This is a genomic window from Cytophagia bacterium CHB2 (genome assembly GCA_030263535.1).
In the GTDB taxonomy this organism is placed as follows: Bacteria; Zhuqueibacterota; Zhuqueibacteria; order Zhuqueibacterales; family Zhuqueibacteraceae; genus Coneutiohabitans.
Window position 1 is genome coordinate 1 of the sequence record SZPB01000245.1, and the last position, 14,055, is coordinate 14,055.

At 53.8% G+C, this 14,055-nt stretch carries 18 protein-coding genes; 7 read left to right on the forward strand and 11 right to left on the reverse strand.

Annotated elements, in window-relative coordinates:
• Positions 1–345: 345 nt before the first annotated feature.
• The 8 genes from FBQ85_20435 to FBQ85_20470 form a co-directional block, all read right to left on the reverse strand.
• A complete protein-coding gene (locus FBQ85_20435; GenBank protein MDL1877505.1) occupies positions 346–780 on the reverse strand; it encodes a hypothetical protein in 435 nt (144 codons plus the stop codon).
• A 33-nt stretch (positions 781–813) separates the two neighbouring features.
• Positions 814–2,070, reverse strand: coding sequence for a hypothetical protein (locus FBQ85_20440; protein ID MDL1877506.1), 1,257 nt, complete (start codon positions 2,068–2,070; stop codon positions 814–816).
• A 70-nt stretch (positions 2,071–2,140) separates the two neighbouring features.
• The gene (locus FBQ85_20445; GenBank protein ID MDL1877507.1) at positions 2,141–2,971 is read right to left on the reverse strand and encodes a hypothetical protein; all 831 of its coding nucleotides are present in this window, start codon (positions 2,969–2,971) and stop codon (positions 2,141–2,143) included.
• A 201-nt stretch (positions 2,972–3,172) separates the two neighbouring features.
• Positions 3,173–3,568 (reverse strand): bleomycin resistance protein, encoded by a 396-nt coding sequence (locus FBQ85_20450; protein ID MDL1877508.1) that lies wholly within the window; start codon positions 3,566–3,568, stop codon positions 3,173–3,175.
• 97 nt (positions 3,569–3,665) lie between these two features.
• The gene (locus tag FBQ85_20455; GenBank protein MDL1877509.1) at positions 3,666–4,064 is read right to left on the reverse strand and encodes a glyoxalase/bleomycin resistance/extradiol dioxygenase family protein; all 399 of its coding nucleotides are present in this window, start codon (positions 4,062–4,064) and stop codon (positions 3,666–3,668) included.
• Positions 4,065–4,439: 375 nt separating this feature from the next.
• Complete coding sequence (locus FBQ85_20460) at positions 4,440–4,694, reverse strand: hypothetical protein (GenBank protein MDL1877510.1); 255 nt, start codon at positions 4,692–4,694, stop codon at positions 4,440–4,442.
• Positions 4,678–5,013, reverse strand: a complete 336-nt coding sequence (locus FBQ85_20465; GenBank protein MDL1877511.1) for a nucleotidyltransferase domain-containing protein — start codon at positions 5,011–5,013, stop codon at positions 4,678–4,680. Before FBQ85_20465 ends, FBQ85_20460 begins: the two co-directional genes overlap by 17 nt.
• A 68-nt stretch (positions 5,014–5,081) precedes the next feature.
• Entirely contained in the window at positions 5,082–5,273 is a 192-nt protein-coding gene (locus FBQ85_20470) for a hypothetical protein (GenBank protein MDL1877512.1), read from the reverse strand.
• Positions 5,274–5,379: 106 nt separating this feature from the next.
• Here FBQ85_20470 and FBQ85_20475 point away from each other — a divergent pair, with 106 nt between their 5' ends.
• From FBQ85_20475 to FBQ85_20505, 7 genes are all read left to right on the forward strand, one after another.
• A complete protein-coding gene (locus FBQ85_20475) occupies positions 5,380–6,063 on the forward strand; it encodes a DUF1318 domain-containing protein (protein MDL1877513.1) in 684 nt (227 codons plus the stop codon).
• Between the two features lie 99 nt (positions 6,064–6,162).
• Entirely contained in the window at positions 6,163–6,651 is a 489-nt protein-coding gene (locus FBQ85_20480; GenBank protein ID MDL1877514.1) for a cytochrome c-type biogenesis protein CcmH, read from the forward strand.
• Positions 6,652–6,680: 29 nt separating this feature from the next.
• The gene (locus FBQ85_20485; protein MDL1877515.1) at positions 6,681–7,067 is read left to right on the forward strand and encodes a zinc ribbon domain-containing protein; all 387 of its coding nucleotides are present in this window, start codon (positions 6,681–6,683) and stop codon (positions 7,065–7,067) included.
• Positions 7,064–7,807 (forward strand): heme ABC exporter ATP-binding protein CcmA, encoded by a 744-nt coding sequence (ccmA, locus tag FBQ85_20490; protein MDL1877516.1) that lies wholly within the window; start codon positions 7,064–7,066, stop codon positions 7,805–7,807. The genes FBQ85_20485 and ccmA overlap by 4 nt, the downstream gene beginning before the upstream one ends.
• Positions 7,804–8,481 (forward strand): heme ABC transporter permease CcmB, encoded by a 678-nt coding sequence (locus FBQ85_20495; GenBank protein ID MDL1877517.1) that lies wholly within the window; start codon positions 7,804–7,806, stop codon positions 8,479–8,481. Before ccmA ends, FBQ85_20495 begins: the two co-directional genes overlap by 4 nt.
• Positions 8,482–8,542: 61 nt before the next feature.
• Positions 8,543–9,250 (forward strand): cytochrome C assembly protein, encoded by a 708-nt coding sequence (locus FBQ85_20500; GenBank protein ID MDL1877518.1) that lies wholly within the window; start codon positions 8,543–8,545, stop codon positions 9,248–9,250.
• Between the two features lie 40 nt (positions 9,251–9,290).
• The gene (locus FBQ85_20505) at positions 9,291–9,494 is read left to right on the forward strand and encodes a CcmD family protein (protein MDL1877519.1); all 204 of its coding nucleotides are present in this window, start codon (positions 9,291–9,293) and stop codon (positions 9,492–9,494) included.
• Positions 9,495–9,521: 27 nt separating this feature from the next.
• Here FBQ85_20505 and FBQ85_20510 read toward each other — a convergent pair whose 3' ends face one another.
• From FBQ85_20510 to FBQ85_20520, 3 genes are all read right to left on the reverse strand, one after another.
• Positions 9,522–9,920, reverse strand: coding sequence for a hypothetical protein (locus FBQ85_20510; GenBank protein ID MDL1877520.1), 399 nt, complete (start codon positions 9,918–9,920; stop codon positions 9,522–9,524).
• The gene (locus tag FBQ85_20515) at positions 9,841–10,971 is read right to left on the reverse strand and encodes a hypothetical protein (GenBank protein MDL1877521.1); all 1,131 of its coding nucleotides are present in this window, start codon (positions 10,969–10,971) and stop codon (positions 9,841–9,843) included. The genes FBQ85_20510 and FBQ85_20515 overlap by 80 nt, the downstream gene beginning before the upstream one ends.
• A 179-nt stretch (positions 10,972–11,150) precedes the next feature.
• Positions 11,151–13,505 carry a DNA internalization-related competence protein ComEC/Rec2 gene (locus FBQ85_20520; protein MDL1877522.1) on the reverse strand — a complete coding sequence of 785 codons (2,355 nt, stop codon included), beginning with the start codon at positions 13,503–13,505 and terminating at the stop codon, positions 11,151–11,153.
• Positions 13,506–14,055: the final 550 nt, after the last annotated feature.

A 14,055-nucleotide genomic window follows, 5' to 3' on the forward strand; every position in this document is an offset into this window, starting at 1 on the left:
CGGCCAAAGATTGACCGCTTCGAATTCTTTTACGCGCTGCGCAATGCCGTATTGATGCAGCAACTCTTGCAACGCTTGACCGAGGGCTTTGGCCATTACTTGCTACCCTAATCGTTCTTCCGCTCAGCGAGTTTACAAGGATTCGAGAATCAACCGGAGAATAAGATTCTGCAAGCCCTTGTTTGTGCGACGCCAGATCCTTCATGCTGTTCGAGGAGTCTCATGCCCAAGCATCAGAATCAGCCCGTCTGAAATCGCTGGCGCTTTCAATTCAGCGCCTAATATAAACATTTTCTCTCAAAATCTCAATGCCAATTCTCATAAAAACAAGATGATTCCTTTTTGTCATTTCTGTTTTTTTTCTTCAGTTATCTCCAAAAGCACTTTGACGCTGTTGTGCGCCAGCGTCTTACTGACAAATCCGATGGCGCCGGCGGTGGCGGCGACCTTCGCGAGCAGCGCCTCTTCGGAAGCCATTGCTTCCGGAGGATCGCCCTCGCCGGACAGCATTTTTTTCAACCAAATGGACTTCATGCGCGACGGGCTTCTTCCCAGATAATTATAAAAAATCGTTTTCACCCCGCTCTGCGGCTTGAGATCAAACACAATAATGGGCTGTCCGTCGCTCCATTTTTTAATATCACGCGCATAGAAATCCAACAACACGGATTTTTTAATGGAATCCAGAGGCACTGATTTATGCGCAATGACGGCCACCTGGCCGCTGGCGTTCGCCGTCCACGCCAACAAAAACAGAATTGTCACAAACGTTATTTTCATATTCGTTTCGCCGGTTCAGACGCTTGTTTTCATTCAAAAGAAAACCGAGACAGCGGCGCTAACAATAGTGAATTTATCCTGGATGGTGATGACGGCGTCTTGCGCAACGAATTGAATCGTGCCGTGGTCGCGTACTCGTGCCCACTGGCTCTTCAAACGAATTCTATCATTCAAATCATATGCGAGGCCGAGCGTCGCTATGTAAATGTTTTCATCTTCGATCGTTTCCGCGCCGGGAACCAAGAAAGCATTATGCCCGTTCGTTTTCCAATAACTGGCATAACCCAGCAGAGTATTGCCGAAATTGTAGCCCAACGTGGCATAGTAGAAATTCAGGTCCAATTCCAGTTCCGGTATGCCGGTGTTCACGTCCAGGAAGATGAATTCACTTTCATAGGAAAAGCGCGCGAGGTTGAAGGATAAGTCACCTCCGAAACGCGTAATGGGAAGGCCGCGCAGATCCGACGGTGGGCGGCGCAAGACGGACGCCAACCGCACAAATTGAGCGGTCTTTTCATAGGTTCCCGAAAGGCCAAGCTTCAATTCGCGATACCGAATTCCCCAGCGGCCGCCCACCGTGAAAGCGATCGTGGTATCGATGCCGGTTTGTCCTCGTTGCGGATCTCGATTGATATCGGGGGCGTTGCCCAGATAAACGGCATAATCGAGCTTCGTTTGGCCGGCGGGAAAAAAACCGTAAGCCTGGGCAAATGCGCGCGCCGGCACAAAATCCTCCAGGGGAAAAAACTCGCCAAACGAGGTTTCATATACCAGCGGTCGGATGATGTAGGGCAGCAGGGGCGTGCGATTTTTTATTTCATTGAGATTGTTGAAGGCCGGTATTTGCAGGCCGAGCTTGAGATTGAATCGCATGTCGGCGCTGTATTTCACCCATGCCTCCTCCAAATTGAATGCGCCCCAATGCCGGCCGGAAGAAAAAGTGTTCAGCGCTTCGAAATTAACAAACGCGGTCCAGTTTTCACTGATATCCTTTTGGAAAAAGAGATTGAGTTGCTGCAAACCAAAGGAATTTTGCTCCGGATGAGCGGTGAACGCGGTCCAGTGTTGCAGCGAATTCTGGAAATAGCCAAAAACTCTCAAGGGCGTGCCCTCGCGCTGGGCAAACGACGCAGAAAACGGAACACACACAAGGCAGAAAACCGCCATCGCGCGGAACCGGCTGAGGGCTGTTCCGCTTGTTTTGTAGGGTGAGAGATTATGAGATTTCATCGGCTCTTGTCGTGAAGCTGCCAGGGTTTCATCCGTCCGGTTTTTGTCAACCAACAACATTGCGATTTTATTTTTGAATGTCCAGTCTTATCACCTGTGAAAGCCGCAGCGGGTGTGACGCATGTTGCGGTTAGTTCGTCTTCGGCAACTGCTCTTTCAAATTTTCCGGAAGATATTGGCGCGCCAGAACCAATACGCCCGTGGGACCAGCTTCAACCCATTTGCGCAAATTCCGGTCATCACCTTTGGCCTCTTGCGCCAGCCAAAGTGCAACGGTTAAGGCGCCCCATTTTTGATCGAAAGCCCCGCTGGACAGGCCGGTTAGCAACGTCTCTGCTTCTGTTTCGCCGGCATGCTGCAACGCTGAAAGTCGTTCCACAAATATCGGTTGCAGCCGCTGCAGCGTTTCCTGGGCATGCGGCGATAACTCGCCTTTTCCGCGCAGCCATTTGCCGGAAAGCGAGCGATAGTTGCCCAGGCCTTCCGTGAGGCATTCCCACAACGCATATTCAAACGGGGAAGCAAGTTCCAATCCCCGCTTTTTGCGCCAGGCTTTGTGCAGCACATGCGTCAATTCGTGTGCAAAGAACCGGTCAATTCTGTCATGATTGTTTTCATCCGAGGCCGGACCGTAGTAGCGGTACAGCTTGTTTAGATCGAAACAAATCTTCAACGCCGGAGAAAGGAAAGCATCTTCGCCTCCTTGATTGCCCAGCAAAATGATGAGGGTGTCCGGCGGCGTGATGCCGGGGAACGGCATGCGCAGCGAGTCGATCAGCGCCGGCCAGGTCAAGGCTTTCTGTCGAATCAAATCAGCCCAGAGACTTTCGTCCGGCGTTAATCTTTGCGGCGTTACAGCAATGTTCGAAAGCCTCTCTTTCGGGTGCCGCGCGTGAATGGCCTCGCGCCAGGCAGAGGTTGCCAGCCCTTCCTGCGTAATTCCGAATTCGACGATGAGCACACCCCGAGGCGAGATGTTTTGAGAGGTTTGACAGCCCCCCGTTGGCGTAAAGGCCGTGTGAAAAAGAACGCCTGCTGTCAGGCAAAGGATGGCAAGCATGCGAAGCAGCATATCGATCAGGATGAATAATTAAAGGCGCCGGTTAGATTGTTGGATTGCCGGCCCTTGGAATTTTATTCGACTTTAAGAACGCCGCAGGAGTTATCGCATAATTTGCCCGAAGCCAATGTCGTGGTCATCCAAATCCTGCACCCCGAATTCTTTCACGCCGTAATCCTTCATGCCCAAGCCATAATCGATTTGGGCGCCGCGCTGCAGAAACTCCTGATAAATGGCTTCCACGTCATCGACCCACAAATAAACGTTCCACATTTTGTCGACGACTTGCCAATGCGGAACTATTTTGTGTTGTGCCGGCGCCTGGCTCAGCATGATCGTATGCCCGTCGCGGCGAACCATGCAGAAGTTCGCCGGTTCACCCCAAAACCTCTCATAGGCGAATCCCAATTTATCGCGGTAGTAATTCGCCGCGGCCACGACATCTTTGACCAGCAACACCGGCGCAAGCGCCACAATTTTGCTCATATCTTCTCCCATGTTCATCTTTTAGATTGTAGTTAATCCTGCATTGGGTGATTCATGATCAAGGCTAAAAATCTGCGCAAAAAACGCCGGCGCAGTTGTTTGCCTGAGGTTATTCTGCCGGCCAGACGTTGGCGGTGGCCAGTTCCAAAGAATTGCCGTCGGGATCGCGAAAGTAGATCGAGTATCCGCCCTCCGGCCAGCGGATTTCGGTTTCGATTTCGACGCCGCAGCTTTGCAAATGCTGACGCCACGCCTCCATTTCCTCTTCCCTGACCCGAAAGGCCATATGCCCGGGGCCATGCGCGCCATGCGTGGGCACGGAAGATGTCTTGATAGCCGTAGCCTCGGCGCGAAACAGCAACAACACACTCTCGCCGCAGTAGTAGAACACATGGCGTTCCGGCTGTTTGCTAATGCGCCGCAAACCGAGCACAGTTGCATAAAACGCCTCGGCGCGTTCAATATTGCTTACATACAAGGCGGTTTCGAGGATGCCGAGAGGTTGCATGGCAAAATTTCTCATGCCGCTATTTTCACCGGCCGGCGATTGCCGTACTCGTCGTACTTGCCTTCCCACACCAGCTCGGTCTTCATCTTCGCCAGCGGGTGGGGATTGTCGGGTCCCCAGGCTTGAGATGTCGCTTTTTGCATCTGGGATTTGTTGTTGCTTTCGGGCATTGGGGTTCCTGTGTCGACGGTGGTTCAGTTGTGAGTCAGGTCTGACAGAAATTCAGGTACAAACAGTCGGTTCTTGCAGAGAAATTAGTGCGACTCTCGTGCCCCAGGTTGCTTTTAGAGCAAAATGAATTTTTCAACGAGGCTTTGGTCTTTGGAAAAATAGCTGATGAAAATTCGAGGTTTTTCTGGCATGAAATTAACCCCATTACGTTTCAGTAGATGGCAATAACTCACGCGGAAACAGGTCACGTATAAAGACCGCAATCTTTTTGATCGCCTTGATAGCGAGCCGAGCTTCTTCCGCAGTCGCTTCTTCTCCAGGGTATCGAAATCGCACTGAATAATGAAAACAGACCAAATCCGGCAACGGTTTTTTACGGCGCCGGGATAGGTGCAGGGCGCCGGCAAAATCATCTTCCGCTTTCTTGAGCCATTCCCTGACTTCAGCCGCTTCGCGCATAAAGCACGATCCCCTTTTCCATAATTTCGTGAACGAATGGATCGACGCGGCGCAGCGACCTTTGAATTTCCTGAGGATTTCTGACTACGATGTCCAAGGGCAAGCGACGGGGCCGCAAGAGCCGGGAAATCTTCCGGTTTCTCTCCGCCGCCGGCAAATCTGTTTCCATGATCACCAGAAGGTCCACGTCACTGTCCGGTGTGGCATTCCCATAGGCATGAGAGCCAAAAAGAATAATTTTCTCCGGAACAAATGCCGCAACGATCCTTTCGACAATACTAGCAATCTCTGCCGGAAGCTTTTGGGCGGTATTTTCCATACTTGTGTGCAGAAAATTTGTGAAACTTTAGATGCTTTAAAATAGCTCAATGGAATGGAAATTTTGTTTCAGTATGTATGGAATGTCTCCGAAAGAACGCTGTATTTGCGTTCATATTTTTCCAGGTCATCTTTGAGCGCGTGAATCCCGGCAATAATTTCTTGTAGCGTCATGAATGTACTCCTTGCTCTATGAAGATTGCAGCGCCGCAGGCCCGGCGCCAGCAGCGCTTCTTTAGCAAAATTTTTCAAAAACTGCAAATGCTTTTGATTCCAGCCCTGGCAGCGGATAATGAATAATCCGGCAATGCTTTTCGGAGAGGCAAAATAACCAATTCGCCTCTCCCCTCCAAACGAAAACTCTTGCTTGGCAACCGCGCAGGCCTTATCATTTCAGCAAATTCAACCGCAACAATTTGTGAAAGACGTGCGTGTCATGCAGCATTTCATCAATAAAAAAAATTGCCGCTGGAGAGCAGGCGAGCGGCGCAGCCGCGCTGGAAAACCTCTCGTTTTCTGGCTGGCGCTCGGCGTTTCCGCCTGTTCGATTCACACGCCGGAGATGAAATTTACCGGCGAAAAAACCGCGCTCGAAAATCAAATTCTCGGCACCTACAATCAAGTCAAGGAAGACGTGTGGATGGTGGCCTCGGTGCGCGCCGCGAATCCCGACAGCCAGATTACGATTTCCGATGAAAAGCGCACCGTGCTGAATGCGATTCAAAATCGCGAATTCAACAAAGATGATGTGGAAGAATTCATGCGCGAGGGCTTGGTGGGCGAGAATGCCCGCGGCTATCTCGAAATCCGTGATCCGCAAAAACTGGCGGCAGACGCCGAGCGCCAGCGTCTGGTCGAGAAAATCGTCGCCGAGGAAAATCGCGACCGGCAAATCATCATGCAGCGCATCATCGACATCAATCCCAGCATCGAATCCTCTGATTTGGCGGAGGTGGAAAAGGCCTTTGCCAATGTGAATCGTGAAAACGCCAAGCCGGGCGCATGGGTTCAATTGCCGGGCGGCGAGTGGGTGAAAAAGGCAAAACCCTGACCGCCTGCCGTATTGCGAAGATTTCGCTTGCTAGTCTGCGAATTCTTGGTTAGGATAAAACTCATTTTTGAAAATAACCACATTGAGGATGGCTCGCCCATGCGTTGGACAATTTTAATAATGTTGCTCACATTGCCGGTTTACGCCGCTGCGCCCGACAGCGCTGCCACAACCCATACCCCCGCTGAACTTAATGCGATTCGCAATGAGCTGGCGTGTTATTGCGGCTGCGGCATGACGGTGCAAGGTTGCCTGGGCGGCATGGTGTGCAGCGAATCGCGCACGCTCAGCCAGGAAGTGATCCAACTCTCCAGCGCCGGCAAAAGCCGGCCGGAAATTTTGCAGGCCATGGTCGCCAAGTATGGCGAACGCATTTTGGCAGCGCCCACCAAAGAGGGTTTCAATTTGGTGGTTTGGGGCGGGCCGTTTGTGGCGCTGTTGTTCGGCGTGGGAATTATTGCATGGCTCGTTTTGCGGTGGCGGCGTACCAGCCCGGCGGCAGCCCGGTCCGTGAACGCGCCGGCGCCCGGCCAGTCCGACGGTTATGGCGATCGTTTCGAACAAGAATTCCGGCAATCCGGCCAATAAATAAAAACACGAAAAGAAAGTGGTGTTTTATGGTTGAATTCATCGGCATCGTGCTGGTCATCGCGACCGCGCTGTTTGTGGGTTATCCCTTATGGCAAAAATCTGCGCGCGCGGCAAATTTCAAAAGCAATCATCAAGCGGAAGATTGGCAGGCGCGCAAAGAAGAAATTTACGCCGCCATTCGCGATATCGATTTCGATTATCGCATGGGCAAGCTTTCGCAGGAGGATTACAACACCCTGCGCGAGCAATACAAAAGTGAGGCCATCAGCCTCATGAAAAAGATCGACGCCTTGACCCTCGGTGTGCGTCCGGCTAAGGGTAAAAAAGCCGCCAGCAAATTTTGCCACAACTGCGGCGAACCGGCCGGCGGCGGCGATAAGTTCTGCACGGCCTGCGGAGAGAGTCTGGCATGAGCTCGGCTCCCGGCGCGCCCAATTCTTCTCCCGCCCTCGCGGTCAAAAACCTGGTTAAACATTACGGCTCTTCCTATGCGCTGCGCGGCGTTTCGCTGCAAGTCGAGGCCGGCGAATGCGTGAGTATTTTCGGCCCGAATGGCGCGGGTAAGAGCACGCTGTTGCGCATCCTCTCGGAAATCACGCGGCCTACCAGCGGCGAGATTTTGATTCACGGCCAGCCGCTGCACAAACGCCCGCTGGCCGCCCGCCGCGAGCTGGGCGTCATTGGCCATCAAACCTTTTTATATGACGATCTCTCCGCTTCCGAAAATCTCCTGTTTTTTGCGCGGCTTTATGATGTCCCCGAGGCGCGCAAGCGCGTGGCCACGGTGCTCGCCGACGTGGGATTGGAAAAACGCAGCGCTGATCGCGTGCGCGGCTTTTCGCGCGGCATGCAGCAGCGTCTCGCCATTGGCCGCGCCATGTTGCACGATCCCAGCATTCTGTTTCTGGACGAGCCTTACACCGGACTCGATCAACACGCGGCCACGATGTTGACGCACTGGATCAAGCGCGTGCGCGGTGAGCGGCGCACCATTTTGCTGGTCACGCACGATCTCGGCCAGGGCCTGGCCATGGCCGATCGCGCCATGATTTTCTTGCATGGCAAACTAGCCTGGCAGGGCGACGCCGCGCCGCTCGAGGAAAAACAATTCTCCGCGCTTTATTTCGACCTGGTGGCAAAGGGGGAACGATGAACGCCATCGCCAAGTTGTGGGCGTTGTTGTGGAAGGATTTACTGTCGGAATTTCGTACGAAAGAGCTGCTTTCATCCATGCTGATGTTCGCGCTCATCGTGGTCGTGATTTTCAGCTTCACGTTTGAAACGGGCAGTACCGCGACGCGCGAAGCCGGTCCGGGGTTGCTCTGGGTTGCGTTTACGTTTGCCAGCGTGCTGGGGCTGCATCGCTCGATGATTCACGAAGTCGAGCGCGGCAGCTTGCACGGTTTGATGGTGGCCCCGCTCGATCGCGGCATTCTTTTTCTCGCGAAAGCCTGCGGCAATATTATCTTCATCTTTCTCATCGAGATTCCGACGTTCGTGCTCTTTGCGATTTTTTTTAATGTCGATATCAGCGTCGGCCTCGGCAAGATTGCGGTGATTTTTTTGCTCGGCACCATCGGTTTTGCCGCGGTTGGCACGTTGTTCAGCGCCATGTCTGTGAATACGCGCACGCGCGAGATCATGCTGCCGATCCTGCTCTTTCCCATTCAAGTTCCGGTGATTCTCGCGGCGGTGCATGCCACCGCCGGCGCGCTGGCGGGGCGCTCGTGGTCCGATCTCGGCGATTGGCTCAAAATTTTGGTTTTGTTCGATGTCGTGTTTATTACGGTATGTTTTGTGACGTTCGAATACGTGTTGGAAGAATGAACCCGCGCGTGCGCACGGATTTGTCAGGTGTTTGTTAGGATTCAACAAAGAGGTGTCAATCATGCCTGCTGCTGAAAAGTTGCAACGCTGGGGCGCAATTCTGGGGGGAATCACTGCGGTGATGATGCTCATCAACTTGTATAATATATTCCTTCTCGTTCCGACGGAAGCGAGCATGGGCATTGTGCAGCGCATATTTTATTTTCATGCGCCCTCGGCAATTACCGCGCTGGTCATCGCCTTTCCGGTGACTTTTATTTACAGTATTCGCTATCTCGCCAAGCACCGCATTTGGGATGATCGCGTGGCTTTTTGCGCCGCGGAAGTCGGAGTTTTGTTTACCACGATTGTGCTGATTACCGGCCCGATTTGGGCGCGGCCGGTGTGGAATACCTGGTGGTCTTGGGATCCGCGCTTGACCACGACGCTGATTCTCTGGTTTATTTATGTCGGTTATATGATGCTGCGCGTGTATACGGGCGACGAGCAGCGCGGCGCGCGTTTCGCGGCGGTGTTTGCCATCGTCGGTTTTGTCGATGTCCCCATCGTTTACCTGGCCAATCGCTTGTGGCGCACGCTGCATCCGCAACCCGTGATTTTCGGCGGTTCGGATTCCGGCCTGGAGCCGACCATGCGCTACGCTTTCATTTTTAGTATCGTAACGTTTACTCTACTGTTCTTTTTTTTACTCGTGCTGCGTTTGCGCCTGGAGCGCAGCCAGCTTGCGGTGAAAGCAATGAAGCAGGAATTCGCCTATGCCGGCGAATGAGGCTTCAACTCAACACAAAACATTGGGAGCATGATCCGATATGATTCTGATGATGGTAAGCTTGTGGCACGGGATGCTGATGCTGTTGCAAACGCCGAATCCCAACAAGAACATGAATTTTCTCTTCGCCGGATACGTGGTCGTTTGGCTGTTGATCGTGGGCTATCTTTATTCGATCAACCGCCGCCAAAAACGCCTGGACCGGGAGATCGCCTTGTTAAAACAAATGCACGAGGAGAAGTAAAGCCGCCTCCCACCGTCTGCGCCCGTCTCAGGCTTTGTGCAACAGCCGCCGGCGGCGAATCATCTTCACGGTTTTGATGACGGCATAGTTCAAGCTGCCGTGAACGAAACCAATGACTGCGCCCCAAAAGGCATCGACGAAAACGTGCTGCATAAAAGATGAAGATGAATCCGGATCCACGAGATGGGCAAACGCCTTCCAACAACACCAGAGTAAGATCCACCACCCGATAAAAGGCCAAATGTAACGATCGTAGGGTTTCGTGTGACGGGCGGGCTTCGCCGGCTCGAGCGGCGCCGGTTCCAGCGGCGAGGCTTCGGCAGGCTGCTCTTTCGCCAGCAGCGCTTCAAGCCGATTTGCTGGCAGGATCGAGCTGTAAAATATGGCGGTAGGTTTCCAGCGCTGCGCGAGGATTATGCTCGTCAATAAAACGGCGCGCGCGCGTGAAAGCTTCGTTGATTTTTTGCTCGCGCCCGACGCGCTCGAATTTGTTGAGAACGATTTTCAAACCGCGCTGTGCCTTTTGATTTCCGGGATCGATTTGCAAAACGCCTTGCAACAAATCGCGGGCTTTCTCCAGACGATCGGCGCGCGCTTCCTGCTGCGCCAGCAGAAACAAAGCCTCAACCTGTTTCAGCGCGTTTTCTGCGATTACCGGTGCGCCGGTCGCGGCGGCGAGGGGCGGCGCCAACAAGGCAAAACTGCCGCTGCCGCCCAGCCGGAGCGGGTTTTGCACGATGCCAAAAGATTCCGAGCGCCGCGGCGTTTCAATGGCAAGATGTTGGTACAACTCATCGAAGGTCAGTGCCGGGTGTTCGTTGGTCATCAACTCGCTGAGGAGTTTGCGCAGCAGCAAATAGGAAAACAAGCCGTGTTCAACCTCTTCATCTTCCCAACAAATTTGATTGGGTATGGCAGCCGCAATCAGATGGCGCTTGTTGTCGCTCGCCAGCGGGGCTAAGAAGTTCTCATCATATGTCGCGGCGGCGTCATGCAACGCCAGGGTTCTGCCCTCTCCGTCGGCATTGAAGCCGCAATCCAAAAAAATCAAAACGCGCTGCGCCGCCAACACGTGCAGCCATTCATCAAGCTCCGTGCTGGCGATGGCCGTGCCGGCGATATCGCTTTGCACCGTGTCACAGGTTGCCAGGTATTGCAGCCGCGGGAAGCCGGTGCTCGTGGCCCCTCGTCCGGCAAAATAAATCCAGACTTCATCGTGTTCGCTGACCTGCGCGCCCAGCCAATAAATCACTTGGGAGCGGATGTCGCCGGCTGTCGCCTCGTCATCCAGCAAAAGATGAACATTCTCCGGTTTGAATTTCCCGAAGCGCGGATCGGTTAGAAATTCCTGCATGGCAACAGCGTCATTGCGCGCAAAGCGCAGCGGAGCGATGGCGGGGTCACGGTAAGTGTTAATGCCGATGATCAAGGCAAACCTGTCACCGGGCGCGGGAGGAATTTGAGGTATTTTGTCCATAGCAACCGTGGCAAATGGTGATATCCAAAATGGCGTGCGTGGCAGCGCACAACGCCAACACTTTGGCTGCCGTCCGCACAAACTTCGCGGGCGATGGAATATTTTAAGAGAGTTCTAACAGCAAGCACGCCATTCTGCGGAAATTTTGCCAGGCGTTCCAGGCAAGAGGAGCAACGGAATCAGCGCACGCGTTGCAGTTTTGTGCCGTCGCTCTCGAACACAATTGCGCCGCTCAGGTCGGTACGCAGCAAGGGAATGTGAAGGGAATCATACCTCGCCACAATCAAAGAATCCGGGTGGCCGAATTTGTTGCGCCGTCCGGCGGAGGCAACCGCCCAGTCCGGCGTCACCGCGGCGAGAAAAGCGGGAAGGCTCGAGGTGCGGCTGCCGTGATGGCCGACTTTGAGAAGATCGCTATCGAGCGCGTGCGCATGTTTGAGCATTTGATACTCTCCCCAGCTCTCGGCATCTCCGGGGAAAAGTACGCTGGTTTTTCCAAAGAGGATTTTAATGACGAGGGAGGCATCGTTGACATTCGGCTCAGGCTGATCAATATTGCCGGAGCGAAGCGCCATAATTTGGGCCGGGTCAAAGCCGCACAAGCGCTCGCCGGCGCGCAACACACGCCGCGGCACATTCAAACTATCCAGCAAACGCTCGCAAAACTGCTCCAGCTCAGAATCGATTTCAACGCCGCAAAAATAAACGGAATCAATCGCGATTGCCTGCGCTAATGCGGGCAAGCCGCCGAGATGATCGGCATGCGGATGCGAAACAATCACGGCGGCGAGACGGGAGATGCCGCGCACGCGCAAATAGGGCAACAAGATCCGCTCGCCGGCATCAAACGAATCATCGCGCGGGCCGGCATCAATCAGCATTTGCTTGCCGCCGGGAAATTCCAGCAGCGCGGCATCGCCCTGGCCGACATCGAAAAACGTCAGGCGAAGTTTGGGTTCAACGCTGAGCGCAACAGGCCAAATATAAAAATTGAGCGTGAGCAGCGTTGCCGGCAACAAAAGGCGCCGGATGCGCCGCCGCCATTCCACGACTGTCGCCAGCCCGAGAAGGTAAGCCAGCAACAGCAACGGCGGCGCAGAACCGCTGGCAAAGCTCGCGAGAGGAATAGTTGCCAGCCATTTCGTGAATGCGATCATGCCGGAGGTTAGCAATTCTGCCACGGCCCCAAACGCTGAGGAAACGAAACCGGAAAGCGGCGCGCAGAAACACGCGATTGCGGCTGTCGCCACAATGACGAAGCAGGCGGGAATGACGAGGAGATTTCCCCAGAGCGAGGCAAACGGCACACGGCCAAACGAGGTGACCGTAAACGGCAAAGTCGCGAGTTGCGCAGCAATTGACACGGCGAGCAGCGCCAGCGCCCAGCGCACCAACAGCCAACGCCATTGAACTAGTCGCCCAAAAGCAAAAAGCAACGGCCGATAGAGATAAGCAATGCCGAACATGGCAGCAAACGATAATTGAAAGCTGATTTGAAAAAGCTGCAACGGCTGCCAGAGCAGAATAATCAGCGCGGCCAGGCCGAGATTGTTATAAATGTTGGTGCTCAACTCGCGCGCACGCCCCAGCAATAACACGGCGGCCATGATGGTGGCGCGCACAATCGGCGGTTGCAAGCCGGTTAAGCAGGCATAAAATATCAAGCCGCCAATGATGATCGGCCATTGCCCGCGCGGCGGCACGCGGCAAAGCTCGACAAGCATAATCAACATCAGCGCGATAAAACCGACGTGCAAGCCCGAAACGGAAAGAATGTGAATCAAACCGGTGCGCGAGAAGCTTTCAATGACGTCTGAGGAAATATCGAGGCGTTGTCCGATGAGCAAGCCTTTTAGCATGGCAAGCTCTTGCCCGCTGGCGAAACGCGCCAGTTGCGACTCGGTCCATAATTGTGCGCGGGCGATCAGCGCCGGGAAGGAAAAAAACGGCGTTTCTCCGGCGCGCCACAGCAACGAATCGGAGCTGTAGAGAATTGTTCCAATGCCTTGGGCCTGCAAGTATGCGCGATAATCGAAGGCGGCCGGGTTCCGGCCCGAGTCGGGCAATGTGAGCCGGCCGCGCAGCATTATCTCTTCGGAAACGATAATCGTATCCTGCGCTTTGAAATAAATGAGAAGATTGCCTTGCGCGGGCTGCCAGCCGGCGCCGGCGTTGAGGGCGCGGGCCTCGCAAAGAAATCGGCGGGAGTTGCGGCGCGTTTCTGCCGCGGTTTTTACTTCTCCTAACAGCAAAATTTCTCGGTTATCCTGTGCCCATGCAGAGAGGTCGCCGCGCGCTGGAATTTTTTCGAGATACATGCGCAGCATACCGGAAAACAAGCATGCGATGAGTAATAAAACCGAGTTTAAAAGGGAAGAGAATTCTCTGCTGCCGGCAAGCATGATTAGAACAGCCGCGAACAAAAAGAGCACGAAAGCAGAAATCAAAAAAACGGGGGAGAAAGGGCAGCCGTGTTGCGTAAAAATCCCCAAGCAGAAGGCAAGCGCGAGGAAAAAGACCGGGCGTTTGGCCATGAGGTATCCCCGATGAAAAGCTCCCAAACCCAAAGCGTTTGAAACGCGATCACACGCGCCAATCTATCACATCCCGCCGTCGTTTGCAACCCCAATTTACTGAAGTTCGTTGCCAGGCTTGACGACTAGTCTGGAGAATGCCCAAATGATTTCACCGCTTTTTATCAGGTGAACTGGCGTGAAATTTGACGATTGTGGCAGCATGTCTCATTCACAAACAAGGCGCATGCTGCCCGGCTAACCGCATTTCAGCGCGATGTTGGTATGTTTAAAGCTGAATATTTGGGAGCTAAGTCACGTTGCTTTTGATGACGATTCCGCAACATCCGACAAATCGTCGCGCCCAAAACGTCCGGCAATTTCAAGAAGGGAACTCATGCGCCAAATTGATGCACTGAGACGATTTTATCGCGGGCATTTCGGCAGAGTTGTAGCCGTTCTGCTCGTGGCCGGGCCCGGCGTTCTGTATGCGCAACCTAACAATGCGGCGACACCGCTGACGGTTGGCGTGTATCCGGTGCAAATAACACAAAACGAAGTTTCATCGCCC

What these genes read in the sequence shown, in the direction of transcription:
- FBQ85_20480 (MDL1877514.1), top strand. Translation starts at nt 6,163, where the DNA reads ATGCGTTGGACAATTTTAATAATGTTGCTCACATTGCCGGTTTACGCC.
- FBQ85_20495 (MDL1877517.1), top strand. Translation starts at nt 7,804, where the DNA reads ATGAACGCCATCGCCAAGTTGTGGGCGTTGTTGTGGAAGGATTTACTG.
- FBQ85_20515 (MDL1877521.1), bottom strand. Translation starts at nt 10,971, where the DNA reads ATGGACAAAATACCTCAAATTCCTCCCGCGCCCGGTGACAGGTTTGCC.
- FBQ85_20450 (MDL1877508.1), bottom strand. Translation starts at nt 3,568, where the DNA reads ATGGGAGAAGATATGAGCAAAATTGTGGCGCTTGCGCCGGTGTTGCTG.
- FBQ85_20440 (MDL1877506.1), bottom strand. Translation starts at nt 2,070, where the DNA reads ATGTTGTTGGTTGACAAAAACCGGACGGATGAAACCCTGGCAGCTTCA.
- FBQ85_20500 (MDL1877518.1), top strand. Translation starts at nt 8,543, where the DNA reads ATGCCTGCTGCTGAAAAGTTGCAACGCTGGGGCGCAATTCTGGGGGGA.
- FBQ85_20505 (MDL1877519.1), top strand. Translation starts at nt 9,291, where the DNA reads ATGATTCTGATGATGGTAAGCTTGTGGCACGGGATGCTGATGCTGTTG.
- ccmA (MDL1877516.1), top strand. Translation starts at nt 7,064, where the DNA reads ATGAGCTCGGCTCCCGGCGCGCCCAATTCTTCTCCCGCCCTCGCGGTC.
- FBQ85_20455 (MDL1877509.1), bottom strand. Translation starts at nt 4,064, where the DNA reads ATGCAACCTCTCGGCATCCTCGAAACCGCCTTGTATGTAAGCAATATT.
- FBQ85_20485 (MDL1877515.1), top strand. Translation starts at nt 6,681, where the DNA reads ATGGTTGAATTCATCGGCATCGTGCTGGTCATCGCGACCGCGCTGTTT.
- FBQ85_20520 (MDL1877522.1), bottom strand. Translation starts at nt 13,505, where the DNA reads ATGGCCAAACGCCCGGTCTTTTTCCTCGCGCTTGCCTTCTGCTTGGGG.
- FBQ85_20465 (MDL1877511.1), bottom strand. Translation starts at nt 5,013, where the DNA reads ATGGAAAATACCGCCCAAAAGCTTCCGGCAGAGATTGCTAGTATTGTC.
- FBQ85_20460 (MDL1877510.1), bottom strand. Translation starts at nt 4,694, where the DNA reads ATGCGCGAAGCGGCTGAAGTCAGGGAATGGCTCAAGAAAGCGGAAGAT.
- FBQ85_20435 (MDL1877505.1), bottom strand. Translation starts at nt 780, where the DNA reads ATGAAAATAACGTTTGTGACAATTCTGTTTTTGTTGGCGTGGACGGCG.